The sequence below is a fragment of the Thermotoga sp. KOL6 genome (genome assembly GCF_002866025.1).
GTDB lineage: Bacteria > Thermotogota > Thermotogae > Thermotogales > Thermotogaceae > Thermotoga.
In genome coordinates this window covers 1-25,013 of record NZ_LNDE01000002.1, presented here as the reverse complement: position 1 = coordinate 25,013, position 25,013 = coordinate 1, and the positions used below count along the sequence as shown (strand labels likewise).

The 25,013-nt window shown below is 42.3% G+C and carries 23 protein-coding genes, 2 tRNA genes and 1 pseudogene; 9 read left to right on the top strand and 17 right to left on the bottom strand.

The annotated features are described in order from the left end of the window. Nucleotides 1–2: 2 nt before the first annotated feature. Genes AS005_RS04265 through AS005_RS04240 form a run of 6 tightly spaced genes read right to left on the bottom strand, consistent with a single transcriptional unit; the run spans nt 3 to nt 4,790 of the window. Complete coding sequence (locus AS005_RS04265) at nt 3–389, bottom strand: RidA family protein (protein WP_101510477.1); 387 nt, start codon at nt 387–389, stop codon at nt 3–5. After that, the gene (gene gcvPB / locus AS005_RS04260) at nt 367–1,815 is read right to left on the bottom strand and encodes an aminomethyl-transferring glycine dehydrogenase subunit GcvPB (RefSeq protein WP_101510476.1); all 1,449 of its coding nucleotides are present in this window, start codon (nt 1,813–1,815) and stop codon (nt 367–369) included. The genes AS005_RS04265 and gcvPB overlap by 23 nt, the downstream gene beginning before the upstream one ends. Beyond that, nucleotides 1,812–3,125, bottom strand: a complete 1,314-nt coding sequence (gcvPA, locus tag AS005_RS04255; protein ID WP_101510475.1) for an aminomethyl-transferring glycine dehydrogenase subunit GcvPA — start codon at nt 3,123–3,125, stop codon at nt 1,812–1,814. Before gcvPA ends, gcvPB begins: the two co-directional genes overlap by 4 nt. Nucleotides 3,126–3,155: 30 nt before the next feature. Continuing rightward, nucleotides 3,156–3,530 carry a glycine cleavage system protein GcvH gene (gene gcvH, locus AS005_RS04250; protein WP_101510474.1) on the bottom strand — a complete coding sequence of 125 codons (375 nt, stop codon included), beginning with the start codon at nt 3,528–3,530 and terminating at the stop codon, nt 3,156–3,158. Continuing rightward, the gene (gcvT, locus tag AS005_RS04245; RefSeq protein WP_101510473.1) at nt 3,527–4,618 is read right to left on the bottom strand and encodes a glycine cleavage system aminomethyltransferase GcvT; all 1,092 of its coding nucleotides are present in this window, start codon (nt 4,616–4,618) and stop codon (nt 3,527–3,529) included. Before gcvT ends, gcvH begins: the two co-directional genes overlap by 4 nt. Next, nucleotides 4,596–4,790: a putative signal transducing protein gene (locus AS005_RS04240; protein WP_233186243.1), complete on the bottom strand. Its 195-nt coding sequence runs from the start codon at nt 4,788–4,790 to the stop codon at nt 4,596–4,598. The genes gcvT and AS005_RS04240 overlap by 23 nt, the downstream gene beginning before the upstream one ends. A gap of 191 nt (nt 4,791–4,981) precedes the next feature. Between AS005_RS04240 and pfkA the strand changes: the two genes are divergently transcribed. The 5 genes from pfkA to recG all read left to right on the top strand — a co-directional run bounded on the left by pfkA (nt 4,982) and on the right by recG (nt 10,903). Next, nucleotides 4,982–5,941, top strand: a complete 960-nt coding sequence (gene pfkA, locus AS005_RS04235) for a 6-phosphofructokinase (protein WP_101510471.1) — start codon at nt 4,982–4,984, stop codon at nt 5,939–5,941. A gap of 15 nt (nt 5,942–5,956) precedes the next feature. Continuing rightward, nucleotides 5,957–7,357 (top strand): pyruvate kinase, encoded by a 1,401-nt coding sequence (pyk, locus tag AS005_RS04230; protein WP_101510470.1) that lies wholly within the window; start codon nt 5,957–5,959, stop codon nt 7,355–7,357. A 14-nt stretch (nt 7,358–7,371) separates the two neighbouring features. Next, nucleotides 7,372–8,001, top strand: a complete 630-nt coding sequence (locus tag AS005_RS04225) for an MBL fold metallo-hydrolase (RefSeq protein WP_101510469.1) — start codon at nt 7,372–7,374, stop codon at nt 7,999–8,001. Further along, entirely contained in the window at nt 7,998–8,510 is a 513-nt protein-coding gene (gene hpt, locus AS005_RS04220; protein WP_101510468.1) for a hypoxanthine phosphoribosyltransferase, read from the top strand. The genes AS005_RS04225 and hpt overlap by 4 nt, the downstream gene beginning before the upstream one ends. Before the next feature lie 95 nt (nt 8,511–8,605). Next, the gene (recG, locus tag AS005_RS04215) at nt 8,606–10,903 is read left to right on the top strand and encodes an ATP-dependent DNA helicase RecG (protein WP_101510467.1); all 2,298 of its coding nucleotides are present in this window, start codon (nt 8,606–8,608) and stop codon (nt 10,901–10,903) included. Here the strand turns inward: recG and AS005_RS04210 are convergent. From AS005_RS04210 to AS005_RS04180, 7 genes are all read right to left on the bottom strand, one after another. Further along, on the bottom strand, nt 10,887–11,579 hold the full coding sequence (locus AS005_RS04210; protein WP_101510466.1) for an ABC transporter ATP-binding protein: 693 nt from the start codon (nt 11,577–11,579) through the stop codon (nt 10,887–10,889). The genes recG and AS005_RS04210 overlap by 17 nt on opposite strands. After that, nucleotides 11,564–12,295, bottom strand: a complete 732-nt coding sequence (locus AS005_RS04205; RefSeq protein ID WP_101510465.1) for an ABC transporter permease — start codon at nt 12,293–12,295, stop codon at nt 11,564–11,566. The genes AS005_RS04210 and AS005_RS04205 overlap by 16 nt, the downstream gene beginning before the upstream one ends. After that, entirely contained in the window at nt 12,292–13,194 is a 903-nt protein-coding gene (locus AS005_RS04200; RefSeq protein ID WP_101510464.1) for an ABC transporter substrate-binding protein, read from the bottom strand. The genes AS005_RS04205 and AS005_RS04200 overlap by 4 nt, the downstream gene beginning before the upstream one ends. Before the next feature lie 44 nt (nt 13,195–13,238). After that, nucleotides 13,239–14,987 (bottom strand): NADH-dependent [FeFe] hydrogenase, group A6, encoded by a 1,749-nt coding sequence (locus tag AS005_RS04195; protein WP_199203845.1) that lies wholly within the window; start codon nt 14,985–14,987, stop codon nt 13,239–13,241. Nucleotides 14,988–15,083: 96 nt separating this feature from the next. Continuing rightward, a complete protein-coding gene (gene disA / locus AS005_RS04190; RefSeq protein WP_199203844.1) occupies nt 15,084–16,142 on the bottom strand; it encodes a DNA integrity scanning diadenylate cyclase DisA in 1,059 nt (352 codons plus the stop codon). Beyond that, nucleotides 16,132–17,445, bottom strand: a complete 1,314-nt coding sequence (gene radA, locus AS005_RS04185) for a DNA repair protein RadA (protein WP_101510461.1) — start codon at nt 17,443–17,445, stop codon at nt 16,132–16,134. The genes disA and radA overlap by 11 nt, the downstream gene beginning before the upstream one ends. Then, the gene (locus AS005_RS04180; RefSeq protein ID WP_101510460.1) at nt 17,442–19,904 is read right to left on the bottom strand and encodes an ATP-dependent Clp protease ATP-binding subunit; all 2,463 of its coding nucleotides are present in this window, start codon (nt 19,902–19,904) and stop codon (nt 17,442–17,444) included. Before AS005_RS04180 ends, radA begins: the two co-directional genes overlap by 4 nt. Nucleotides 19,905–20,121: 217 nt before the next feature. On the opposite strand from AS005_RS04180, the gene AS005_RS04175 reads away from it, so the two are divergent. Further along, nucleotides 20,122–21,036, top strand: a complete 915-nt coding sequence (locus AS005_RS04175) for an ATP-binding protein (RefSeq protein ID WP_101510459.1) — start codon at nt 20,122–20,124, stop codon at nt 21,034–21,036. Nucleotides 21,037–21,044: 8 nt separating this feature from the next. On the opposite strand, the gene AS005_RS04170 is transcribed toward AS005_RS04175, so the two are convergent. Further along, complete coding sequence (locus AS005_RS04170; RefSeq protein WP_199203843.1) at nt 21,045–21,536, bottom strand: adenosine-specific kinase; 492 nt, start codon at nt 21,534–21,536, stop codon at nt 21,045–21,047. 62 nt (nt 21,537–21,598) lie between these two features. Between AS005_RS04170 and AS005_RS08880 the strand changes: the two are divergent. After that, nucleotides 21,599–22,369: pseudogene (locus AS005_RS08880) on the top strand (guanosine polyphosphate pyrophosphohydrolase); the annotation flags it as partial. Nucleotides 22,370–22,390: 21 nt separating this feature from the next. Here the strand turns inward: AS005_RS08880 and AS005_RS04160 are convergent. After that, a tRNA-Arg gene (locus tag AS005_RS04160) sits at nt 22,391–22,467 on the bottom strand. 12 nt (nt 22,468–22,479) lie between these two features. After that, a tRNA-Ser gene (locus AS005_RS04155) sits at nt 22,480–22,569 on the bottom strand. A 54-nt stretch (nt 22,570–22,623) separates the two neighbouring features. Between AS005_RS04155 and AS005_RS04150 the strand changes: the two genes are divergently transcribed. Beyond that, entirely contained in the window at nt 22,624–23,241 is a 618-nt protein-coding gene (locus AS005_RS04150; protein WP_101510458.1) for an ATP-binding cassette domain-containing protein, read from the top strand. Between the two features lies 1 nt (nt 23,242). Then, nucleotides 23,243–24,031, top strand: coding sequence for an iron export ABC transporter permease subunit FetB (gene fetB, locus AS005_RS04145; RefSeq protein ID WP_101510457.1), 789 nt, complete (start codon nt 23,243–23,245; stop codon nt 24,029–24,031). Between the two features lie 52 nt (nt 24,032–24,083). Here the strand turns inward: fetB and AS005_RS04140 are convergent, their stop codons facing one another. After that, nucleotides 24,084–24,935 (bottom strand): aldo/keto reductase, encoded by an 852-nt coding sequence (locus AS005_RS04140; RefSeq protein ID WP_101510456.1) that lies wholly within the window; start codon nt 24,933–24,935, stop codon nt 24,084–24,086. Nucleotides 24,936–25,013 lie beyond the last annotated feature (78 nt).

Here is a 25,013-nt window from a genome sequence, read left to right as displayed (position 1 = left end):
CCTCACTCCCCTTCCTTTACTGCAATAGCTTCTATCTCTATCTCCACATTTTTTGGAAGTTGGGAAACCGCCACAAAAGATCTGGCTGGTTTGTGGGTGTCAAAATATCGTGCGTACACTTCGTTCACTCTTGGGAAGAAGTCTATACTCGTTGTGAATACAGTCACTTTCACCACGTCTTCTAAAGAAAAACCTCCTGCCTCCAGAATCGCCTTTAAGTTTTCAAGAACACGCTCCGTCTTTTCTTCAATTGTACCCTCGATGAGGTTTCCTGTTTTTGGATCGACAGGAATTTGTCCAGAAACGAACATCATGTTTCCCACAACGATCGCCTGCGAATATGGGCCTATCGCTTTAGGGGCTTTTTCAGTCTCGACCACCCATTTCATCATATCCCCTCCACCTGAAAACAGGTTTTCTAGATGCTAGAACCTCGTTAACCCTTCGAACAGGTGTTCTGTGAGGAGCATTTTTAACAACTTCAGGATTTTCAAAAGCTTCTTTTACTACTTTCTCCAATATTTCCGCGTATCTGTCTAAAGTTTCTTTATTCTCTGTTTCAGTAGGTTCTATCATCAGTGCCTCAGGAACTATCAAAGGAAAGTAAACCGTTGGTGGATGAACGCCGTAATCCAGTATGCGTTTTGCAATATCTAGTGTTCTTATTCCTGTTCGTTTGAAAATCTCCTCTCCACTCGCCACAAATTCGTGCATACAGAAGTCATCATAGGGAATTTTCAGGAAAGATGAGATCTTCTTCTTTAAGTAATTCGCGTTGAGAACAGCCATTTCACTGACTTTTCTGAGACCATCTCTTCCCATCGTGAGAATGTAAGTGTAAGCTTTGACAAGAACAGGAAAATTTCCAAAGAAACTTCTCACTCGGCCTATGGATTTTTCGGGCACAAAGAGTTCGTACCGGTCGCCTTCCTTCTTTATGTTGGGGAACGGAAGAAATTCCACAAGATGCTTCTTCACACCTACGGGACCGGCACCAGGTCCACCCATCCCATGCGGAGTAGAGAACGTTTTGTGCAAATTCAAATGCACGATATCAAATCCCATATCACCAGGCTTCACTTTCCCCATGATGGCATTCAAATTTGCTCCATCGTAATAAAGCAAGGCACCACATTTGTGTGTCAATTCTGCTATCTTCAATATATCTTTCTCGAAAAGGCCGAGAGTGTTTGGGTTTGTAAGCATGACGGCTGCTACTTCATCATCGAGAAGAGTTTCCAAATCTCCTACGTCCACCATTCCATTTTTGCTTCTTATTTCCATAACTTCAAACCCTACCATGGAGGCAGATGCAGGATTTGTTCCATGAGCAGAGTCGGGCACGAGTACCTTTCTTCGCTTGGTTTCTCCTCGGTTTCTGAAATACTCCCTCACTATCAGCATCCCCGTTAATTCACCGTGAGCACCCGCTGCAGGCTGTAGAGTCATATCATCCATGCCGGTTATTTCACAGAGCATTTTTTTCAACTCATACATCAATTGGAGGCTTCCTTGTAATGTTTCTTCGGGTTGGTAAGGATGAACGTGCTTGAACCCCGATAAGTTCGCCACTTTCTCGTTCAATTTTGGATTGTACTTCATAGTGCACGATCCCAAAGGATAGATACCCACATCCACAGCGTAATTCTTCCTAGCAAGATCAGTGTAGTGCCTCACAACATCTGGCTCGCTCAATTCCGGTAGTCGCAGAGGAGCTTTTCTAACAAAACGCTCTGGAAGGGCATAATCTGGAATTTGACTTTTCGGAAGCCTGAAAGCTCTTCTGCCTTTCCTCGACCTTTCGAATATGTTCATCCCATCGCCTCCAAGAGCTTGTTTATATCGCTCTCAGAAGTTACCTCTGTAGCACACGCAAGAGCAGAGTTTCCAAGCTCCGGATACATCCTTCCTAGAGGAAGTGGACCTAAAATTTTCTTTCTTATCATTTCTTTCCATCTTTTGGAATAATCGTCGGAAGTTTGAATAACAAATTCATTGAAGAACTCTCCAGAAAACCTTCGAGAGAATCCAACTTCTTCCAATTTCTTTTGAAGATGATGAGCATTATTATAGGAACGTTTGGCAACTTCTCTCAATCCGTTGGGACCCATCACACTCATGTACACAGCTGCCATTAACGCCGCATGCGCATGGTTGGAACAGATATTAGAGGTGGCCTTTGCACGTCGAATATGCTGCTCACGAGTTTGAAGAATCATAGTGTACGCCGGCTTCCCTTCAGCGTCGATCGTCTCACCTATCAATCTGCCAGGCATTTGCCTCACATATCTCTCACGGGTTGCAAAAATCCCAAGGGAATATCCTCCCAACCACATGGGAATCCCAAGCGGTTGACCTTCTCCAACAACTATGTCTGCCCCAAAACTTCCCGGTGGTTCCAAAAGAGCCAGAGAAACCGGTTCTACAACAACTATTATCAACACATCTTTTGTGTGTTTCCGCACAAAATCAAGATCTTCGATTACACCGAAGAAGTTTGGATACTGAACCACCACCGAAGCCACATCATCATGGATCTCACCCAAAGAAACTCGGCCAGTTTCATCGTATCCTACTTCTTCCACCGCGAATCCTCTGTGCTCAAGATATGTCTTCAAAACGCTTCTGTATTCCGGATGAACTGATCTAGCAACGATCACCCTTTCCTTTCCCGTCAAACGAAAACTCATGAGGGCTGCTTCAGCCAGAGCTGTTGCTCCATCGTACATAGATGCGTTCGCCACTTCCATACCTGTCAGCTCGCATACCATAGTTTGATACTCGAAAAGAGCCTGAAGAGTTCCCTGAGAAATCTCCGACTGATAAGGCGTATAAGCAGTTAAGAATTCTGGTTTCATGGTAAGATCATAAACTACAGAGGGAATGTACCTTTTGTACACCCCCGCTCCGAGGAAAACGCTAAAATCTTCGAGTGAGATATTTTTTTCAGAAATTTCTTTCATTTTCTCAAAAACGGTGAACTCGTCTTGTGACTCTGGGAGATTCAACGAGGATTCCACAGAAGTGGGAACAGCGGAAAACAATTCATCGATCGATGATACCCCTATGAAATCCAACATTTTACGGATGTCTTCTTCCGTATGAGGAATGTAAGGGTAATTCACCTCAGGCACCTCCACACCATGAGGAGAAAGTTACTGTTGCTCACAGAATTCTCTATAAGCCTTTTCATCGAGAAGTTCATTCAATTCGTCTTCGTTGGCGATTTCCATCTTGAATATCCATCCCTCTCCTTCTGCTGATTTGTTTATCAATTCGGGCTCAGAATTGAGTCTCTCGTTTACCTCTGTTATCTTGCCACTGACAGGTGCATAAACATCTGCTGCAGCCTTCACAGATTCGATACTCGCAACGACATCACCCTTCTTTACTTCTCTACCCACCTTTGGGAGCTCTACGTAAACCACATCACCAAGCTCTTGTTGAGCATGATCTGTGATCCCAACAGTTGCGATGTTCCCGTTGATTTCAACCCATTCATGCGTTTTGGTATACTTTTTCATTTTCAAACCTCCCTCCTTACACTACCTTTGTAAAAAGGTTTCTTAACAATTTCTGCTTTCACGGAATCATTTGGAAATACAACTTCCAAAAGATCTCCCACCTTCAGTGTTTTTGGAACAAAAGCCAGCGCTATGGATTTGTTCAAAGTCGGTGAGAAGTTCCCACTCGTTACTTCACCTACATTCATTCCATCTTTAAGCACCTTGTATCCTTTTCGAGCAATTCTTCTTCCAGAAAGAACAAGAGCCGCTATCTTTCTAGTAACCCTGTTCTTCGCTTCGAGTAAGGCTTCTTTTCCGATGAAGTTTTTGTTCATTTTTACCACCCATGAAAGTCCCACTTCGAAAGGATTAGTGTTCTCATCCATATCTTGACCATAAAGGAGGTAAGCAGCCTCGAGCCGGCATACATCACGAGCGCCAAGACCTGCCGGTTTCCCACCGATTTCCCCGGCAAGCCTCACCAAGAGATTCCAAATCTCAACGGCATCGTTGGAATTAACCATCAATTCAAAACCATCTTCACCCGTATACCCTGTTCTGGAAACAAGAACGTCAATATCGTTTATCTTAGTTTCTTGAAAAGAGTAATAACTGATCTCATCCAAGTTGATCTTCATCACGCTTTGAAGAGCTTCCTGAGCTCTCGGCCCTTGAAAGGCAATCAAGGAAGTTTCCTCAGAAACGTTGCTCACTCTAACATCGAATCCATCGACGTGAGCTTTCACCCAATTGAAATCTTTTTCGATGTTTGCAGCATTTACGACCATTATCGCTTTCGTTGACTCTATTTTGAATACCACCAGATCATCGATAATTCCTCCTCTTTCATTACACATGACAGTGTACATCGCCTTCCCTGAAGGAATGTTGGAAAAGTCATTGGTAACCAGAAAATCCACAAACGCTTCTGTGTCAACTCCTTCTATCAATATTTCACCCATATGAGAAACATCGAATACCCCAACCGCTTCCCTAACGGCCTTCACCTCTTCAAATATGGAAGTGTAATACAATGGCATGGACCATCCTGCAAAATCAACCATTTTCGCTCCCAGATCGACATGCTTTTCATAGAGAGGTGTCTTTTTCATTTTCGTATCCCCCCAAAATCTTTCTCGCTTCTTCAAGAAAATCTTGAGGTACTTTTATCCGCATGAGAGCTGATGAACCAAAAATGGCGTGAGGAGTTAAATCGTCGCACGCTTCAACAACGTACGGAACACCGTTTTCTTTCAAAAGATTCTCAATCATTCGAATTTCCAATTCATTTCCCTCGATTAAAATTTCCCACCGCAAAAGTTTACGCCTCCTTACATCTGGATTCACAACACGTTAAAGCCCCACAGACATGATAAATTGACATAGAGATTCCAAGTTGATTTTATCACTTTGATGTCCATAATATGCTAAACTCTCAATGAGGTTAAAAGAAAGAATCAAGGAGGATGATCGCCTTGAAAAGGATAGCGGTACTCACCAGTGGAGGAGATGCACCTGGAATGAACGCCGCTGTGAGAGCGGTTGTGAGGTATGGTACCAGAAAGGGTTTGGAAGTCATAGGTGTGAGAAGAGGTTATTCGGGGCTCATAGATGGTGATTTTATCAAGCTCGAGTACAAAGACGTTGCTGGTATCACTGAAAAAGGAGGAACCATTCTCAGAACTTCAAGATGTGAAGAATTCAAAACTGAAGAAGGAAGGGAATTAGCTGCACAACAGATTAAAAAACATGGAATAGAAGGAATTGTTGTCATCGGTGGAGAAGGTAGCCTCACAGGAGCCCATCTTCTTTACGAAGAACACAAGATACCAGTCATTGGCGTTCCCGCAACCATAGACAATGACATCGGTCTCACAGACATGTGCATAGGTGTTGATACGTGTTTAAATACCGTTATGGATGCCATTCAGAAACTGAAAGACACCGCGAGTTCGCACGAGAGAGCCTTCATCGTCGAGGTGATGGGAAGACACTCAGGATACATAGCTCTCATGGCTGGTCTCGTCACAGGAGCAGAAGCCATCATCGTCCCAGAAATTCCCGTAGACTACTCCCAGCTTGCGGACAGAATTCTTCAGGAAAGAAAAAGAGGAAAAATAAATTGTATTATAGTTGTTGCGGAAGGTGCTGCGAGTGCTTACACCGTTGCAAGACATCTCGAGTACAGAATAGGTTACGAGACAAGGATTACCATCCTTGGACACGTTCAGAGAGGAGGCTCACCAACTGCTTTCGATAGAAGACTCGCGTTAAGCATGGGAGTGGAAGCGGTCGATGCACTTTTGGATGGCGAGGCAGACGTTATGATTGCCCTTCAAGGAAACAAATTCACCAGAGTTCCAATCATGGAAGCCCTTTCCATCAAGAAAACTATAGACAAAAAGTTGTATGAAATAGCACACACGCTTTCATGAGATGAGGTGAAAGAAATGAGAAACACCAAGATAATCTGTACAGTCGGTCCAAAAACCGAAAGTTACGAAATGATAGGAAAGATGATAGATCTTGGGGTAAACGTGTTCAGGATAAATACTTCGCATGGTGACTGGAACGAGCAAGAACAGAAAATTCTCAAAATAAAAGATCTAAGGGTAAAAAAAGGCAAACCAGTTGCTATAATGATAGATCTTGCAGGTCCAAAGATCAGGACCGGTTATTTGGAAAAAGAGTTCGTAGAATTGAAGGAAGGCCAAATTTTCACACTTACGACAAAGGAAATTCTAGGAAATGAAAACACAGTATCAGTAAGTTTGAGCACTCTCCCAAAAGATGTAAAAAAGGGTGATACCATCCTTCTCAGCGATGGAGAAATAGTTCTTGAAGTTCTCGAAACAACGGACACTGAGGTAAAGACAATTGTGAAAGTTGGAGGGAGAATTACCCACAGAAGAGGTGTAAACGTTCCTTCCGCAGATCTTTCAGTGGAATCCATCACTGATAGAGACAGAGAGTTCATCAAACTTGGAATTGTACACGATGTGGAATTTTTCGCACTTTCCTTTGTCAGGAGACCAGAGGATGTTTTGAAAGCAAAAGAAGAGATAAAGAAACATGGAAAAGAGATCCCGATTATTGCTAAGATCGAAACGAAAAAAGCACTGGAAAGACTTGAAAACATCATCAAAGTGAGTGACGCTGTGATGGTTGCTCGTGGCGACCTTGGAGTAGAAATTCCTATTGAAGAAGTACCCATAGTTCAGAAAGAAATCATAAGGCTTTCGAAATACCACTCAAAGCCAGTCATAGTGGCTACCCAGATTCTCGAATCGATGATAGAACATCCTTATCCTACCAGAGCAGAAGTCACAGACATAGCGAACGCAATATTCGATGGGACAGATGCACTCCTTCTCACGGCAGAAACAGCGGTTGGTAAACATCCATTGGAGGCTATAAAGGTGTTAGCCAAAGTAGCGGAGGAAGCTGAAAAGAAGACTGAATTTTTCAGAACAATAGATTACAACCCAGACGACATCTCAGAAGCTATTTCGTACGCATGTTGGCAATTATCCAATTCCTTGAAAGCGAAGTTGATAGTTGCTCCCACGATATCTGGGAGCACTGCTATCAGAATTTCCAAGTACAACGTTTCACAACCTATTGTGGCCTTGACCCCAGAAAAAAAGACTTACTACAGATTGTCTCTCGTGAGGAAGGTTATACCCATTCTCGCTGAAAACACTTCGCAAGAATTGGACTTCATAGAGAAAGGTTTGAAGAAAATAAAAGAAATGGGATTAGCGAAAGAAGGAGATCTTGTAGTTCTCACTTCGGGAGTACCTGGGAAGGTGGGAACCACCAACACTGTGAGGGTGTTGAAGGTGGAATAGAAGGGGGGATCGGTATGAAGATCACCTGGTTCGGACACGCATGTTTCTCGTTGGAAATAGAAGGAATAACGATTGTTACCGATCCATTCGACGAAAGCGTAGGTTATCCTATACCAAATGTAACAGCCGATGTGGTCACGGAAAGTCATCAACACTTTGATCACAACGCACATCATCTGATAAAGGGAAACTTCCGAGTGATAAACAGACCTGGAATCTACACGGTGAATGGAGTCAAAATAAAAGGTGTGGAGACATTCCATGACCAAAAACACGGAAAAGAGCGTGGAAAAAACATCGTTTTCGTCTTCGAAGGTGAAGGTTTGAAAGTTTGTCATCTCGGAGATCTAGGGCACGTGCTGACACCAGCTCAGATAAGAGAAATAGGGGCAGTCGACATTCTCTTGGTGCCCGTTGGTGGGACGTATACGATTGGCCCAAAAGAGGCAAAAGAGGTTTCTGAAATGTTGCAGGCAAAGGTTATCATTCCCATGCACTACAAAACGAAATATATGAAATTCAACATCCTCCCAGTGGACGATTTTCTGAAACTGTTCGACAGCTATGAGAGAGTAGGAAATGTTCTGGAGATTTTTGAAAAACCCACTGAAAGAAAAGTTGTCGTCATGGAGGTGCAGGAATGATAAAAGTACTGATAGATGAAGAAACTTTGAAAAAGAGAGTGAAAGAGCTCGCCCAAGAAATAGAAGATTACTACAAAGACAAAACAGATACCATACACGCTGTGTGTATTCTGAAGGGTTCAATCCACTTCTTTAGTGATCTAATGCTGAACATTAGAAATCTGAACGTGAAGTATTCGTTCATCCATGTTTCCAGTTACCAAGGAACCTCCTCTTCGGGAAGAATCAGAGTGAAATCTTGGATCGATGAATCTATTCACGATGAGTATGTTCTTCTTGTGGAAGATATTGTTGACACTGGATTGACACTTCAGCACATAGTTCGATACTTGAAGAAGTACAAACCCAAAGATTTTAAGATAGTGAGCCTCATTGAAAAAACAGTTCATGATCATGGAGTTCCACTAGATTTTGTTGGATTCAAGATGGGAGACAAATTCCTTGTCGGATACGGTCTCGACATAGACGAAAAATACCGAAATCTTCCGTACATAGGCTATGTGGAATAAGGGATTCATTCTCATCTTCGCTCTTATGGTTCTCGCAATCGTTTCGTTTATTCTCTTCCAGATATTCTGCATTCTTTCTTTCCTCACGGGGTGATCTGACAATTCTTCTTGAAGAATTTCTTGGTGAGATAGAGCAAATGTTGAAGAAAGATCAATTGAATGAGAAAAAAATTTTCCAGCTCCTGAAGGAGCTAGATGATCCTTTGTTGGAAAGTGAAGATTTACAGAAAAAATTCGAAGCATTTCTCGACTACGTGAGGAAAATCCCAAATCTTCCAGAAACGAGAAAAAGGTATAGAACGGAAAAATCGTGTGAGATGATAGAAAAACTCAGAAGATGGTATCTGATAGAAAGCGTAAATTGCGCTTCGCGCGAAAAGGTAGATCTTTCAACGGATGTTCAATACGCAAAAGGAGTGGGGCCTGGAAGAAAGAAAAAACTGAAAAAGCTCGAGATAGAAACTTTGAAAGATCTTCTTGAGTTCTTCCCAAGAGATTACGAAGACAGAAGAAAGATCATAAAATTAAATGAATTGGTACCCGGCGAAAAAGTAACGACCCAAGGAAAGCTTTCAAGTGTCGAAAAGAAAAAATTCCAAAACATGAATATGATCATCGCTGTTTTATCTGATGGTTTGGTTCACGTACTGTTGAAATGGTTCAACCAGGATTATCTTCAAAATCAACTGAAACAACTAATCGGAAAAGAGGTGTTCGTAACCGGCACGGTAAAAGCGAATCCCTACACAGGTCAATTCGAAATTCACAACGCCGAAGTACTCCCAAGGGAAAAAGAAACGATCAGAAAAATATTACCGATATATCGACTGACCTCTGGTCTCTCACAAAAACAGATGAGAAAAATTTTTGAGGAAAATATACCTACTCTCTGTTGCTCTTTAGATGAAACTCTCCCGGAAAGAATACTAAAAAAGAGAAATCTTCTCGATATAAAGAACGCCTACTATGGCATGCACTTTCCTAAAACCTTTTATCACCTTGAAAAATCTCGGGAAAGATTGGCTTATGAAGAGTTGTTCAAACTCCAACTTGCCTTCTGGAAAATAAGAAAGGAAAGGGAAAAACACGGTGGTATACCAAAGAAAATTGAAGGTAAACTCGCAGAAGAGTTTGTAAAGTCTCTTCCTTTTGAGTTAACCAAGGCACAGAAAAGAGCTCATGAAGAAATAAGAAAAGATATGATCTCAGAAAAACCCATGAACAGACTTTTACAAGGAGACGTGGGATCCGGGAAAACCGTAGTTGCCCAGCTTGCCATGTTGGATAACTATGAGGCAGGATTTCAGACGGCTTTTATGGTTCCTACATCCATTCTCGCGATTCAACATTACAGAAGAACCGTCGAAAGCTTTTCCAAGTTCGATATTCACGTATCTCTTCTCATTGGAGCAACCTCTCCCTCTGAGAAAGAAAAAATCAAATCTGGTCTGAAGAATGGTCAAATAGATATCGTGATAGGGACTCATGCTTTGATTCAGGAAGACGTACGCTTTAAAAATTTAGGTCTCGTTATTATTGATGAACAACATCGCTTTGGGGTAAAACAAAGAGAAGCCCTCATGAACAAAGGAAAAATGGTAGACACCCTTGTGATGAGTGCCACTCCCATTCCCCGAAGCATGGCTCTTGCTTTCTACGGTGATTTGGACGTCACCATAATAGATGAAATGCCACCCGGAAGGAAGGAAGTACAAACCATGCTCTTGACCATGGATAGGGTGCATGAAGTCTACGATTTTGTGAGGCAGGAAGTACTGAAAGGCGGACAGGCTTTTATTGTGTATCCTCTTATAGAGGAATCGGATAAGTTGAACGCAAAATCAGCTGTGGAAATGTACAAATACCTTTCAGAGGAAGTCTTTCCGGAGTTTCGAGTTGGTCTCATGCACGGGAAACTCTCTCAGGAAGAAAAAGACAAGGTTATGTTGGAGTTTGCAGAGAGAAGGTACGATATTTTAGTCTCAACCACAGTGATAGAGGTGGGGATCGATGTTCCGAATGCGAACGTAATGGTGATAGAAAACCCCGAAAGATTCGGGCTTGCTCAACTTCACCAACTCCGTGGGAGAGTAGGAAGGGGTGGACAAGAAGCTTATTGTTTTCTCGTGGTGGGTGATGTGGGAAAAGAGGCGATGGAAAGGTTAAGGTTCTTCGCTATGAATACAGACGGGTTCAAAATAGCTGAGTACGACTTGAAAACAAGAGGACCCGGAGAGTTTTTCGGAGTAAGACAACATGGTTTGAGTGGTTTCAAAGTGGCAAATCTGTACACCGACTTGAAACTTCTAGAATGGGCAAGAGAAGACGTTCAAGAGATCAATGTTGAGGAGATAGAGTTACCGGAAGAAATAAAGCTCATCGAAGTAGGTTGAGAATTCTCTCGACCACTTCTCTCTCTATCTCAAACAATTTATCATCTAAAAAAGATCCCACCTGTTTCTCTATTCTGAATGCATCGACAATTCTGGAAGGTCTTCCAGAGAGAAGGAGGATCCTGTTTGCAAGAAAAGCTGCTTCCTTCACATTATGAGTGACGAACAAGATGGTATTTTCTTTTTTTCGCCACATCTCGAGTAGAAGATCCATCACGTGAATTTTCATCTTGAGATCCAAAGCATCAAAAGGTTCATCCAATAGCAACAAGTCTGGTTCCACAAGCAAAGCTCTTATGAAGTTCACTCTTTGCTTCATTCCTTCGCTAAGTTGCCACGGGTAATAACTCTCATATCCTTTCAGTCCCAATCTTTCAAGGTAGAAAGATATTCTATCCTGTCCATATCCTACTATTTTGAGGTTCTCTTCGATAGTCTTCCATGGAATCAGTCTAGGCTCTTGAAATACGTATCCTAATCTTTTTGCAAGGACCTCTACTCTTCCTTGAAAATTCTCCAATCCCGCCACGATTCTAAGAAACGTGGTTTTTCCACAACCTGAGGGTCCAAGAAGGGCCATTCTTTCTCCCTTCCTCACTTCAAAACTCCACTTCTCTATCACTGGTACTCCCCTAAAATCCTTGTACAGATCGTTCACCTTTAAGATACTCGCCATTTTCGCCAGACCTTTCCTGTGAATATCTTTACTATTCTTTCAGAGGTAATCCCGAGTACAACTGCCAATATCGTAAGAGCGTACACACGAGGTACGTCCACGTACTGTCTTGCCCAAGATATCAGAACACCAATTCCTCTGTCTCCGCAAAGATATTCTGCCATGATAACAGCTTTCCAAATATTCCCGGAAGATACCTCCAGTATAGAAAGAATGAAAGGCCAAAGAGAGCCGAGGTAGACCTCTTTCAAAACAACGAGTCGGGAAACCTTATACACTCTCATTACTTCGATGAGCTTCTTATCCACACTTCTAACACCGGAAACTGTTGTGAAAACAGCTACAGGGAGGAGCGAGAGGAACGAAATCACAACGGGCCCTTGCCATCCTATACCCCACAGGAACACTACTATCGCAAGCCAAGATACAACGGGAACGGCTTGAACCACAGTTACAAGAGGACGCAATATCTCGTATACTCTGTCATTTATTCCCATGAGAAATCCGATAGGAAGTCCAATAAGAACAACAAGCCCCGTTGAAACAATTCCTTTCCACACTGTACTCAAAAGCGCCATTAACGTTCTCTCGTTCATTATTTCAAGAAATACACGGAGCGTTTCAACGGGACTCGGCAGAAGAAGAGAAGAGGGAAAAAGAAAATGTAAAATTTGCCACAAGACAAGGACAAAAAGAATACCTAAAATCAGCTTCATTCTTCATAGAAACCTTCGTCAGGGACTTTTTGTAAGCCTTCCGGATAAAGCTCGTTCAATTTTTCAAGGAAGATAGAGACTTCCTTTTTACAATCTTCAATCGGAACATAATAGAAAACCATTCTTTCAAGAGAAGATTTGAGAACGTTGTACGGCATTCCTAATTTTTCTGAAGAAAGTCGAACGGTTTCTTCGAGATTCTCTTTCATCCACTCGAGCGATGAAACGAGGGCTTTTTCTACCGTTTCAATTGTTTCTTTACTTATTCCTTCCATTGCGAAAAGGCCAGCAATCGGGATTCTATCGGGAACTCCTATCTCTCGACCCCACTCTTTCTGGAAGTCGAAAACCACTCTTCCTTTGTCCAAACACAAGGTAACGAAAGGTTCAGGAAGAGCTGCGTACTTTATCTTTCCCGATTTGAAAAGAACAACTATCTCTTGAGGTGGTGCGTATAGTATCTTCACATCCTTATCTGGCTCCAAACCCGCTTTCGTGAGGAAGTATCTCATCAAAACATCCACCGTTTGGCCTCTCCCATGGGGAGTGTAAACCTCTTTCCCTCGAAGACTTTCCCAACCCTCGAAAGAGACGTCACTGGCAGCTACGAGATAAAAGACTTTCCACTCGTGAACACCCACCAGTCGAATTCTCACACCCTTGGCGTAAAGATTTGCACCGACCGTTACAGGAAGAATGGCAAAATCTGCTTCTCCAGATACGAGCTTAGCAACCGCTTCTTCAGGGTTTTTCCATATTTCAACCTGTACATCATATGGAATCTTCCCTTCCATTATGGGAAGAACTGGTATCAAAGCCGGCCCAAATGGATTGAGAAGTTTTACTCCAAAGAACACCACAGCGATCAAAAGAAAGAGTGTGATAACACACTTTTTCACATTGATCACCTCCAGAGAAAAAATGAGGAGGGGTTTTCCCCTCCTCATTTTACCGCAAGCTTCTTCTTTCTCGATCTGTCTTCGTAATAAGTGTGAAGGAGCTCATGTGCTTTGTGACTGAGTGGATGTCCAAGATACTCCTCATAAAGCTTCTTTATAGCAGGATTCTCATGAGATTTTCTGAGCGTCATTCTCTCGTCGATCGTGTAGATAGCTTCTGCTCTCTTTCTGAGAATTTCCGGATCTCTACTGTAGGGTTGCCCTCCTCCACCGATACAACCACCGGGACATGCCATGACTTCGACAAAGTGATACTTCACTTCTCTCCTTAGAATTTTTTCTATTAACCTCCGTGTGTTCGCCGTTCCGTGAACGACTGCTATTTTGATCTTTTGGCCGTCCAGATCTACTTCTGCTTCTTTGACTCCTTTCAATCCCCTCACATCTTCAAATACAAGTTTAGGAAGGGCCCTACCCGTCTTCAGTTCGTATGCAGTCCTCAAAGCGGCTTCCATCACACCACCTGTTACACCGAAAAGTGCAGCTGCACCTGTGGATATACCGAGCGGTGCATCGTATTCTTCTTCAGGAAGGTTGGCAAACGGAATACCCTTTATCCTTATCAGTTTTCCAAGTTCTCTTGTTGTGAGAACCACATCTACAGCCGGTACACCGTTCACCATGAGCTGCTTTCTCAATGCTTCGTCCTTTTTCGCAGTACAAGGCATGATCGAAACATGGAAAATATCTTCGGGCCTCACTCCCAACTTCTCAGCGAAGTAAGTCTTTACCATAGCAGAAAGCATTCCTTGAGGAGATTTGGCACTGGAAAGTCTTGTCCTGAGCTCAGGATAGACTTTTTCAACTAGATTTACCCAACCAGGACAACAAGATGTGAACATTGGGAGGTCTTCCAAATCACCTTTTTCGAGTCTTTCGAGAAACTCGTTTCCTTCCTCCATGATAGTAAGGTCCGCTCCGAAGTTCGTATCGAACACGTAATCAAAACCGAGTCTTCTGAGAGCAGCAACCAATTGTCCTGTTGAAATCGTACCAGGTGAATATCCAAACTCTTCACCAATCGCGACTCTAACCGAGGGAGCTGTTTGAACAACGAGAATTTTTTCTTTCTTCTCCAACTCTTCAAGAACGACTTTGACGGCGGAATTTTCCACGATCGCTCCAGTTGGACAGAACGTTGCACACTGACCACATCCAATACAATCAGTCTCATAAACAGGCATGTCGAAGGGGGTTCCAGGATACGTTTTGTAACCTCTCTCCACCATAGAATAGATATGCATACCCTGAATCTCGGAACAGGCTCTCACACATCTTTGACACTTTATACACTTGGCAATCTCCCTAACGATGGCAGGACTGCTTTTGTCCACCAATCCTTCTTTCGAACCGTAGCCGAAAATTGGTTCAACATCGTATTTGTAAATCAAATCTTGAAATTCACACCTTCCATTTGCCTCACAGGTCATACAATCGTTCGGATGTTCGGACAAAAGGAGAGCTAAATTGAATTTTCTAGCAGTTTTGACTCTTTCCGAAGAAGTTTTTATAACCATCCCATCTCTCACTTTGGTAACACAAGCCGGTTGTAGATTCCGTGCACCTTCTATTTCCACCACACAGACTCTACATGCACCTATCGATTCTCCAAGTCTTGGATGATGGCACAAAGCAGGTACTTCAACACCAGCTCTTTCACAAGCTTCTAGAACTGTGAGGTTATCCGGCACGGTCAAATTTCTACCATTTATGAAAATATTCACTTCTGCCAAAGCGAAGCACCTCCCCTTGAAATTAGTTCCATCATTTTGTGATAAATTTCTCAAATTATTTTTAAAAAAACTTCTTCATAAGATATATTACCATACTCACTCGGCAGCTCTTCTATGTTTCAAAGAATTGATACTTTCCGATATCGCTTTCGCTCTTTTTTCGCCGATTCCTTCAACTTTTTTCAAATCTTCAACAGATGCTTTACTGATCTGGTCCAGTGTTTTGAACATTTTAACAACATTGTAACCTATACTGAGAGGAATACGAGCGGCTGTTTTCAACAATCTGTATCCTCTCGCAGAAACAAGAATATCATCCAATTGAGCCGCTTGCTGCACATCGTATCCTAACGCCCTCGAGATGGAAACAGGTGAAGGTTCCCTTCGGCTGATGAAATCCACAAGAATGTTTTTTGCGGCTTCTTCATCCACCTCGTCCGAGGAGTAATCCATTATCAAAAGAATCAACAAATCATCCACGTCCTCGATTAGTTCCCTGAGTTGCATTCTTGCAAGTCTACCTTCTTCTCCAAGCTCTACTATATAAGGCCTTATTTCCTCCGATATTTTCAGAAGTTCTATACCTTTTATCAAAGTCTTCACAACGTCAGCAAGGGTTACTCTGTTCTCAAGCTCAAGCACTTCTAGTTCAGAAAGAAGTTTGTTGAAGTTATCTTTGTATTTCTCTAGAGTGCTGATCGCTTGTGTTACTTTTGATATGAGAAAATCGACTTGATTCACAACATACTTGTAATTTTTGTAATAAAGAGATATTATGTTTCTCCTTCTGGAAACAGCGATGACAACCTTACCCGTTTGTTTTGCCAATCTTTCAGCGGTTCTGTGTCTCGTTCCAGTTTCTCCAGTAGGAATAGTAGGATCTGGGACCAAATGAACGTTCGCATAATATATTCGTGTGAGGTCTTCAGATAAAACTATGGCTCCATCCATTTTCGAGAGCTCATAAACTTTCTCTGCAGAAAAATCCGTGTCTAACCAAAATCCCCCTTGTATGACATCTTCGTATTTTTTGGGATCATCGACAAGGAAAAGGAGTGCACCAAAGTTGGCATTTATGATGTCATCAAGGGCTTTCCTCAGTTCGGTTCCGGGAGATATGAGTTTTATCTTTTCGATCAATTCCTCAGGAACCAAATACCTCACCCCCAATAAGGGAAACCGCCTCTTTCAAATCACGAACGGGTAGGATTCTCTCGGTTTTTTCTTCCACGGGAGGTGCGATGATTTTTCCAAAACTCTTCAGAGAGTTCAATCTTCTATTAATATTGTAAACCTTTCTCACTCTTCCGTCCAAACCAATTTCACCAATAGCCACTGTGTTGTGAAGAGGAATTTCCAAATAGGAAGAAACAATGGCCAGCGCTATGGCGAGATCCGCTGCTGGATCCGTTATTTTGAGACCTCCCACCACGTTCACATAAACGTCGTGAGCCTCTATAGGAAGTTTCAAAAGCTTGCTGAGAACCGCTATTAAAAGCATCACTTTGTTGACATCTATCCCTTTACACACCCTTTTCGGTGAAAACGTTTTGTTCTTGGAAACAAGAGCCTGTATTTGAACGACAAAAGGTTTCGTCCCTTCGAAAACACAAGTGAGTGCGTTCCCCGGAAGATCCGTTTCTTCCTCGGTGAAAGAGGGGTTTTCCACTTGGGAGAAGCCTTTCTCACCAAGTTCAAAAACTGCTACCTCGTCTGAGGGACCAAACCTGTTCTTCGTGATTTTCAGTATTCTCAGGCCGGTTCGTCTGTCTCCTTCGAAATACGCAACAGTGTCCACCATGTGTTCCACAAGTTTCGGCCCGGCTATTTCTCCCTCTTTTGTCACATGCCCAATCAATAACACAGGAACGTTTTTTCTCTTTGCGAAATCAATTGCCTTCATTGTTACATTTTTTACTTGAGACACGCTACCCGGACTACTACCGAGCTCAGAAGAAAAAACTGTTTGAAGAGAATCCACAATTATGAGCTTAACATTTTTATCTTGAAGGGCGGCTATCACCTCATCTACATCGTTTTCGACAGAGAGAAAAATGTTCTCTTTTCGTTTCAAAACAAGTCTATCGGCTCTCATCTTCAATTGATGAGGTGACTCTTCACCAGAAATGTAAATAACTGAACCATACTCAGCGAATTTCTCCGCAAGTTGGAGTGCCAGAGTGCTCTTCCCTATACCAGGCTCTCCAGAAAGGAGAATAACCTGTCCGGGTATAATACCTCCTTTAAAAACCCTATCCAATTCAGAAAAACCCGTGGATATTCTTTCAAGAGAAGTTTTTCCAGCAACCTCTAAGTTTAAAAGCAGGGAGGGTTTCCCCTCCCTGTCTTTCTTTTTCTGCATCACTTCTTCAGCTGTATCGTATTCTCCGCACTGGGGACATCTTCCAAACCATTTTGGAGAAATATAGCCACAATTGGAACACACAAACTTCTTCACTGAACCACCTTCTCCTTCTTTTCTTTCTTCTTGGTAAATCTGAGAGCATTTTTGTAAGCTCTACATACAATGGTGTCCCCGTCTGTAAATTTATTCCTGAGAATCTCTTCCGACAGAGGATCTTCCACATACCTTTGAATAGCTCTCTTCAGCGGTCGCGCACCGTACACAGGATCGAATCCTTTTTCGACAAGAAATTCTTTTGCACTTTTCGTCAAAACGAGTTTCATGTTCTTTTCTGCAAGTCTCTTTCTGAGATCTCTAAGAAGTATCTCGATTATCTGTTCTATATGCTCTTTCCTGAGAGGATGGAAAATAATCGTCTCGTCAATCCTGTTCAAAAATTCAGGTCTGAAGGTTCTCTTCACTTCATCTAGAACGAAATCCTTTATCTGTTCGAATTCTTTTTCTTCATCATCGCCCCCGACAAAACCCAGGGTTCTCTTAGATTTGTTGATGTAGGAGCTTCCAATATTGCTTGTCATTATTATGATCGTATTCCTGAAGTCTACCTCTCGCCCCTGAGAATCTGTGAGCCTCCCATCGTCCATGATCTGAAGAAGCAAGTTGAAAACATCGGGATGTGCTTTTTCTATCTCATCAAACAGTATGACGGAAAATGGTCTTCTTCTGACTTTTTCGGTTAACGTTCCTCCTTCCTCGTAACCCACGTATCCTGGAGGTGCCCCGATGAGTCTCGAGACGGAGAACCTTTCCATGTACTCACTCATATCGAATCTGATAAGCGCCTTTTCGTCACCAAACAGATACTCTGCAAGAGCCTTTGCAAGCTCTGTCTTACCGACACCAGTTGGTCCTAAGAAGAGGAAGACTCCTATTGGTCTTCTCGGATCTTTCAATCCACTTCTCGCTCTTCTTATAGCCCTTGCAACAGCTTTTATGGCTTCGTCTTGAGCAACGATCCTCTGATGGAGAGCTTCTTCAAGATTGAGGAGTTTCTCCACTTCCGTTTCTTCGATCTTCTTGAGAGGCACACCTGTCCAAGAGGAAACCACTTCTGCTATATCGTCGACATCTACTGTTACTATGGAAGTTTCCGCTTTCTTTCTCCATTCAGAGTATTTCTTTCTGTATTCTGCTTCCAATTCCATTTCCTTTTCTTTGAGTTGAGCTGCCTTTTCGTAATCTTGATTCAAGACGGCGAGTTCTTTATCGGCCTTTATTCTTTCGAGTTCGTTTTTCACAAGTTTCAACTCGGGGGGTATCACAAAGACTTTGAGCCTCGCCCGAGCACCCGCTTCATCAATGACATCTATTGCCTTATCCGGCAGATAATGGTCCGTTATGTACCTTTTAGAAAGATAAACCGCTGCTTCCAAGGCTTTATCTGTGTAAATTACTCTATGATGCGACTCGTATTTCTTTTTCAAACCGCGCAAAATTTCGAGGGTCTCTTCTTCAGTAGGTTCTTTCACATATATTTTCTGAAACCTTCTCTCAAGTGCTGCATCCTTCTCGATGTATTTCCTGTACTCGTCGGGAGTTGTTGCGCCTATACAGCTTATTTCACCACGAGCAAGAGCCGGCTTCAAAATATTGGCAGCATCAATGGCTCCCTCTGCAGATCCCGCTCCAACGATGGTATGTATTTCATCTATGAAGAGAATTATGTTTTTGTCCTTTGTTACTATCTGAAGAAGTTTCTTCATCCTCTTTTCGAATTCACCTCTGTATTTGGTTCCAGCAACTAGAGCCGCAACATCTAGGGAAAATATGACCTTGTTCTTCAGTATTTCCGGTACGTCACCCGCCACAATTCTCTGAGCCAATCCTTCTACAATAGCGGTTTTACCGACTCCCGGATCTCCTATCAAGACAGGATTGTTTTTCTTTCTTCGAACAAGAACTTGCATCACTCTTTCTATTTCTTCTTCTCTTCCAATCACAGGATCTAATTCCTTTTTAGCAGCAAGTTCCGTGAGATTCACTCCAAAACCTTCGAGTTGTTTGACCGTTCTGTACGTGTACTCTTCCTCTTCTTCATATTCCAATTTTCTATTGGAAGAATAAGAGTACAGATCTATGATCTCTCTCCTCAGAGTGTTAAGATCCACACCGAGTTTTCTTAGGATGTGGATCGCTATCCCTTCACCTTCTCTCAAGATACCAAGGAGGATATGTTCTGGATTTATCTTATCGCTTCCAAGAATTTTCGCTTCCTCGTACGCAAGTTCTGTCACCCTTTTGGCTCTGGGAGTCATCTGCGGTGAAGGGACAAAACCTCTCATCCCCATGCCCACCATGGAGATGATTTCCGATCTCACTTTTGAATAGGAAGCTCCCATCTCCTCGAGCACTTCGACTGCAGGTCCTTTATCTACTTTCAATATTGCGAGCAAGAGATGTTCTGTTCCTACATAGGAGTGCCCAAGTTCTTTCGCTTCCTCTTGAGCGGTCACAAAAATCTGGGCCGTCTTTTCCGAGAACTTGTCAAACATGATATCACCTCCGAGTCTTCCAATTTCATTATATCACCCTTATGGACACAGAACCTTTCAAAAATGTTCAAAATGTGTTCGAAAAGAAAGCATAAAGTAAAAATTATTCGTACCAAATTCGGATGGTCTCGTCAGTGAAAAAAGGTTACACAAATTCCTATGGTACAATTTAAGTGAACCGAATTCAAGAATAGATTTTGCGGAAAGGAGGGAAAAGATGAAGTGTACCAAATGCAAAAAGACAGCCGTAGTGAAGCTGAGGCACTACAACATCAAGCTTTGTAAAGAACACTTCAACGAGTTTATAGAACAAAGGGTAGAAAAGGCTATAAAGAAATTCAGAATGTTCAAAAAAGATTCGAAGATACTAATAGCTGTTTCAGGTGGTAAAGACAGTGTTTCTCTCTGGCACATATTGAAAAAGCTAGGATACGACGTCGATGCGTTGTTCATCAGGGCTGGAAAAAGCGCAATGGTGCAAAAAGCTCAGGAGATAGTGGAAAAGAATGCGGAAATTCTTAATACAAAACTTCATGTAGTCGATGCCACTCAATATTTTGATGGGCTTTCCACTCAAGAGATTTCCATTATTTTGAGAAGACCCGTTTGTTCGATCTGTGGTGTGGTTAGAAGATATCTCATGAACAAGTTTGCATATGAAAATGGTTACGATGTAGTAGTAACAGGACACAACTTGAATGATGAAGCTTCTGTCCTACTTGGAAACATTCTCCACTGGCAAGAAGGTTATCTTGAAAGACAATGGCCGCTTCTACCCAAAACCCATGAAAAACTCGTTCCAAAAGCAAAACCACTCGTTTTTAATTATGAAGAGGATATAAAACTGTACGCAAAACTCAACGAGATACCTCACTTGGAAATGGCGTGCCCTTTTTCCGTCGGAGCAACTTCCCTCATCTACAAAAAACTCTTGAGAGAACTTGAAGAAGAACAACCAGGTGTCACTTTGAATTTCTACCTCGGTTTCTTGAAAAGGAAGAAAGAACCGAAACACGAAGTGGAAGGTTTGAGAGAATGTGAAGAATGTGGTTATCCCACGACTGCAAAAGTTTGTTCTTTCTGTAGATTAAGAAAACAAGTAGAAAAGAAAAAAAACAGAACCCCCGCATGATCGGGGGTTCATTTCTTATATTTTGTAACCTCTCTAAGAAACGCATGTCTCTTGTTTTTGTCCTCTTCTTCCTCCACACCTTTTGGTGAATAACCATCCACAACTCCGAGAACAGCTCTTCCCTGTGAGGTTATCCCAACTATCACCTGGAGAGGATTGGCTGTTGCAGTGTATATTCTACACACCTCTTGAACATTTTTGATTTGATTCAATATGTTTATGGGATAACCTCCCCTTATGTAAATAACGAACGTGTGACCCGCTCCTATCCTTTTTGCGGTTTCAATAGCCTGCTTCACCAACTCTTCGTCGTTCCCCTCATACCTTACAAGACATGGGCCACTCGCTTCATTGAAGGCGATTCCAAATTTCAAATTAGGATTCGTTGTTACCATCACTTCGTAGAGATCTTCAACAGTTTTGATAAAATGGGAATGTCCTAATATGATGTTAGCGTTCTCTGGAATAGGAACATCCACCACTTCGATCTGTACGCTCATGCTTTCACCTCCTAAAAATATTCTAACATTAGTGAGGTGAAAAGGTGATCGCAATACTTGATATGGGGAGTAACTCGTTCATTCTACTCGTTCTTTCGGAAAACGGAGAAGTGAAACTTGAAGAAGTGTACGAAGTGGGAATAGCTTCAAACGAAAAAGGAATACTTGAGAAAGCCAAAAGGGTGTTTAAAGAATGCGAAAATAAAGCAAAAAAAATGGGGGCACAATTGTTTGCCTTTGGAACTGCTTTTTTTAGAAAGAACCCAGATGTATTCTTCGAGATCACGCAAGGTAAAGGAAAGATACTCTCTGAATCAGAAGAAGCTTTTTACTCTTACATATCGGTAGCAAAAGACTTTAAAAAAGAAAATATACTAGTTGCCGACCTCGGCGGAGGAAGTTTAGAGCTCTCCTGGAATGATGGATACGTGAGTCTGGAACTTGGAACACATGTACTAAACCACACGTTTTCCCTGACACTTCCATACAAAAAACCGATAGACGATATCGTAAGATACGTGGTTAAAACACTTCCGGAATTGAGAAAATTAGAACTTTTCGGGGTTGGTGGAAGTTTCGTGGCGTTAGCAGCGTTGAAAGTTGGGGAGTGGAATCTGAGAAAACTCCACGGATCCGTTCTCAACGCGAAAGAAGTTTCAAAAATTGTTGATAGAATAAAGGATATGAGTTTCGAAGAGGTGAAGAACTTGAACATACTCCCAAAAGGAAGGGAAAAAACGATTCTTGCAGGTGGAATAATCACTTTGGCTCTTTTGAAAAAATACTCAGATAAAATGACGGTGAGTACAAAAGGATACAGATACGGTATCGCTTGGTACTTATTGGAGAAGAGTTGGCGTGCCCGGGGGGATTCGAACCCCCAGCCTCCAGATCCGCAGTCTGGCGCTCTATCCAACTGAGCTACGGGCACGTACAAAAAAACTGGCGGAGAGGGTGGGATTCGAACCCACGGTGGGGAAACCCCCACACTTGCTTAGCAGGCAAGCGCCTTAGGCCGCTCGGCCACCTCTCCACCTGTTTCATATTATAGCAGCATCCCACAGCGCGTTCAAGGGGAGGATAGAATATGTTTCTTCTTGAAAACATAGAATACAGAGATATTCTGAAGATCGAAAAGCTTTTCATTCCAGAAAAAAAGGTCACTGTGATTGTTGGCGAAAGTGGATCGGGAAAGACAACACTTCTGAAAATGCTGAACAAATTGATCACGCCAGACAAAGGAAGAATTTTTTTCAAAGGAATACCTCTTGAAGAAATAGATTCCATTGAACTTAGAAGGAAAGTGGTCATGATACCCCAATTTCCTGTCATTTTCCCGGGTAATGTGAAAGAGAATCTCATCATAGGATTGAAATTTTCTGAAAAACCCATCCCTTCCGATGAAGAACTCAGTAAATTCTTGGATTTTATGAAATTGCGAAAATCCTTAACCGATGATCCGGAAAAGTTCTCGGGAGGCGAAAAACAAAGATTGGCACTCGCACGCGTTCTCATCATGGATCCAGAAGTGTTTCTCCTCGACGAACCAACCTCTTCATTGGATGAAGAAACAGGTGTAGAAATAATAAGTAAGGTAATCGATTTTGCCCACCAAAAAGGGAAAACGCTCGTCATAGTTACACATGCATCAGAGCTGAAACAATTCGCAGACACGATAGTAGAAATCAAAAATGGGAGGGTCTGAAATGGGACCAATAGACATCAGTTTTCTACAGCTGACAACCGCTTATATTTTCGTTCTGATATTGATACTCATTCTGAGAGTAAGGAAAATTCCCAGAGAAAAGGATGTTTTAATAGCGTCTGTTAGAATGACACTTCAGCTCATGATGGCAGGCTTCGTTCTGGGATACATTTTAGAAAATCCCACACCTTTGTTCACAATCATAACGGTTCTTGTAATGGAAACATTCGCAATCTATAACGTGTACAAAAGAACGAAACTGTCCCTTCCAAAAAATGTGAAAACGCGATTGGAATTCTTTATAGCTATTTCTGTGAGTTCTGGTACTCTTTTAAGCTTGGCGTATTTTCTCTACATCGTTGTGAGAATCGATCCTTGGTTCGATCCGAGATACGTCATCCCTCTTGCGGGAATGATAATAGGAAATTCCATGACAGGAGTTTCTCTGGGAGTGAAAAACCTAGCAGAATCCATTTTAGCCCAAAAGTCTATGGTTGAAGGTGCATTGATGCTAGGTGCTCACCCCAAAGATGCAACAAAGATTTTCAGTGACAAAGCTTTCGATTCTGCAATACTCCCGACAATAAATTCCATGCTCGGAATGGGGATCGTCTTTCTTCCAGGAATGATGACAGGACAAATTCTCTCTGGAACGTCACCAATAACCGCCATAAAGTACCAAATTGCCATAATGCTTGGGATACTCGGGGGAGTTTCGATCAGTGTGAATATCTTTCTTGCTTTGGGATACAAAGCCTTTTTCAACAAAGACCATCAACTGATCGTTTGAGACCCCCCTTTAACAAATCAAGGGGGATCAATGCCCCCTCACATTTTTTCTGCTAATCCAGCGGAAAAACTGGTGTCAAAGATTTTGCTTTTTCTTTCAGAGTTTCTATTTCCTCCTCCCGAATCGAAGTACCATGATTTTCGACAATGTCGCACATCCACCACAAGAATTCTTGATGACTCGGGCTCACAGCTGCAGTCACCGGTAGGGACAGCGTAAAACGAAGCGCCATGGAGGCTTCCTCGAAACTATCGACAGGATGGTACCAACATTTCGGCCATTTCTTCTCTTCGTTTTCTTTTAACCGTCTCTTGGCGAGAGCCTTTATTGCTAGAATGCCCATGTTTCTTTCCTTGGCTTTCTCATACAATTTCTGACCAAATCCTTTTCCTAGCCAACTTGCCCAATTTAACGGAAAGAGTACCGTATCAAAATCGAATCTCTCTAGCATAGCTAATGCGGCTTCTTCAGAGTGAGCAGAAAACCCTATGTACCTGATCAGATCTTCCTCTCGAGCTTTCAAGAACGCTTCGATTGCACCACCAGTGGCAAAAATTTGTTCTACTTCTTCTAGGGTGGTTACAGCATGAAACTGATAAAGATCGAAATGATCTGTTTGAAGTCTTTTCAAAGATTCATGCAACTCTCTCCAAGCGCCTTCTCGTGTTCTCTCCATCGTCTTACAAGCAAGAAAGACATCATCCCTGAAGGGCTTCAAAGCCGGACCAAGTTTCTTCTCAGCGTCACCGTAAGAAGGTGCCACGTCGAAGTAGTTTATACCTCTTTCAACAGCCTTCGCCACGATTTTCTTTGCGCTTTCAATCGATTCATTCATAACCACGATTCCTCCAAAACCTACCACTGAAAGTTGTTCACCAGTCTTTCCTAAAGTTCTCTTTTCCATAGGTCATCCCCCCTCACAATTACTCCAAGCTAGCTTATTATACACCAAGCAGAGTTCATGTTAGCCAAAAAATACTTA

Bases quoted from the DNA above. Each gene is read 5' to 3' on its own strand.
- fetB (WP_101510457.1), top strand. From the start codon at position 23,243: ATGGGACCAATAGACATCAGTTTTCTACAGCTGACAACCGCTTATATT.
- hpt (WP_101510468.1), top strand. From the start codon at position 7,998: ATGATAAAAGTACTGATAGATGAAGAAACTTTGAAAAAGAGAGTGAAA.
- AS005_RS04150 (WP_101510458.1), top strand. From the start codon at position 22,624: ATGTTTCTTCTTGAAAACATAGAATACAGAGATATTCTGAAGATCGAA.
- AS005_RS04205 (WP_101510465.1), bottom strand. From the start codon at position 12,295: ATGAAGCTGATTTTAGGTATTCTTTTTGTCCTTGTCTTGTGGCAAATT.
- AS005_RS04175 (WP_101510459.1), top strand. From the start codon at position 20,122: ATGAAGTGTACCAAATGCAAAAAGACAGCCGTAGTGAAGCTGAGGCAC.
- AS005_RS04210 (WP_101510466.1), bottom strand. From the start codon at position 11,579: ATGGCGAGTATCTTAAAGGTGAACGATCTGTACAAGGATTTTAGGGGA.
- pyk (WP_101510470.1), top strand. From the start codon at position 5,957: ATGAGAAACACCAAGATAATCTGTACAGTCGGTCCAAAAACCGAAAGT.
- AS005_RS04180 (WP_101510460.1), bottom strand. From the start codon at position 19,904: ATGTTTGACAAGTTCTCGGAAAAGACGGCCCAGATTTTTGTGACCGCT.
- gcvT (WP_101510473.1), bottom strand. From the start codon at position 4,618: ATGAAAAAGACACCTCTCTATGAAAAGCATGTCGATCTGGGAGCGAAA.
- AS005_RS04225 (WP_101510469.1), top strand. From the start codon at position 7,372: ATGAAGATCACCTGGTTCGGACACGCATGTTTCTCGTTGGAAATAGAA.
- AS005_RS04170 (WP_199203843.1), bottom strand. From the start codon at position 21,536: ATGAGCGTACAGATCGAAGTGGTGGATGTTCCTATTCCAGAGAACGCT.
- AS005_RS04140 (WP_101510456.1), bottom strand. From the start codon at position 24,935: ATGGAAAAGAGAACTTTAGGAAAGACTGGTGAACAACTTTCAGTGGTA.
- gcvPB (WP_101510476.1), bottom strand. From the start codon at position 1,815: ATGAACATATTCGAAAGGTCGAGGAAAGGCAGAAGAGCTTTCAGGCTT.
- AS005_RS04265 (WP_101510477.1), bottom strand. From the start codon at position 389: ATGAAATGGGTGGTCGAGACTGAAAAAGCCCCTAAAGCGATAGGCCCA.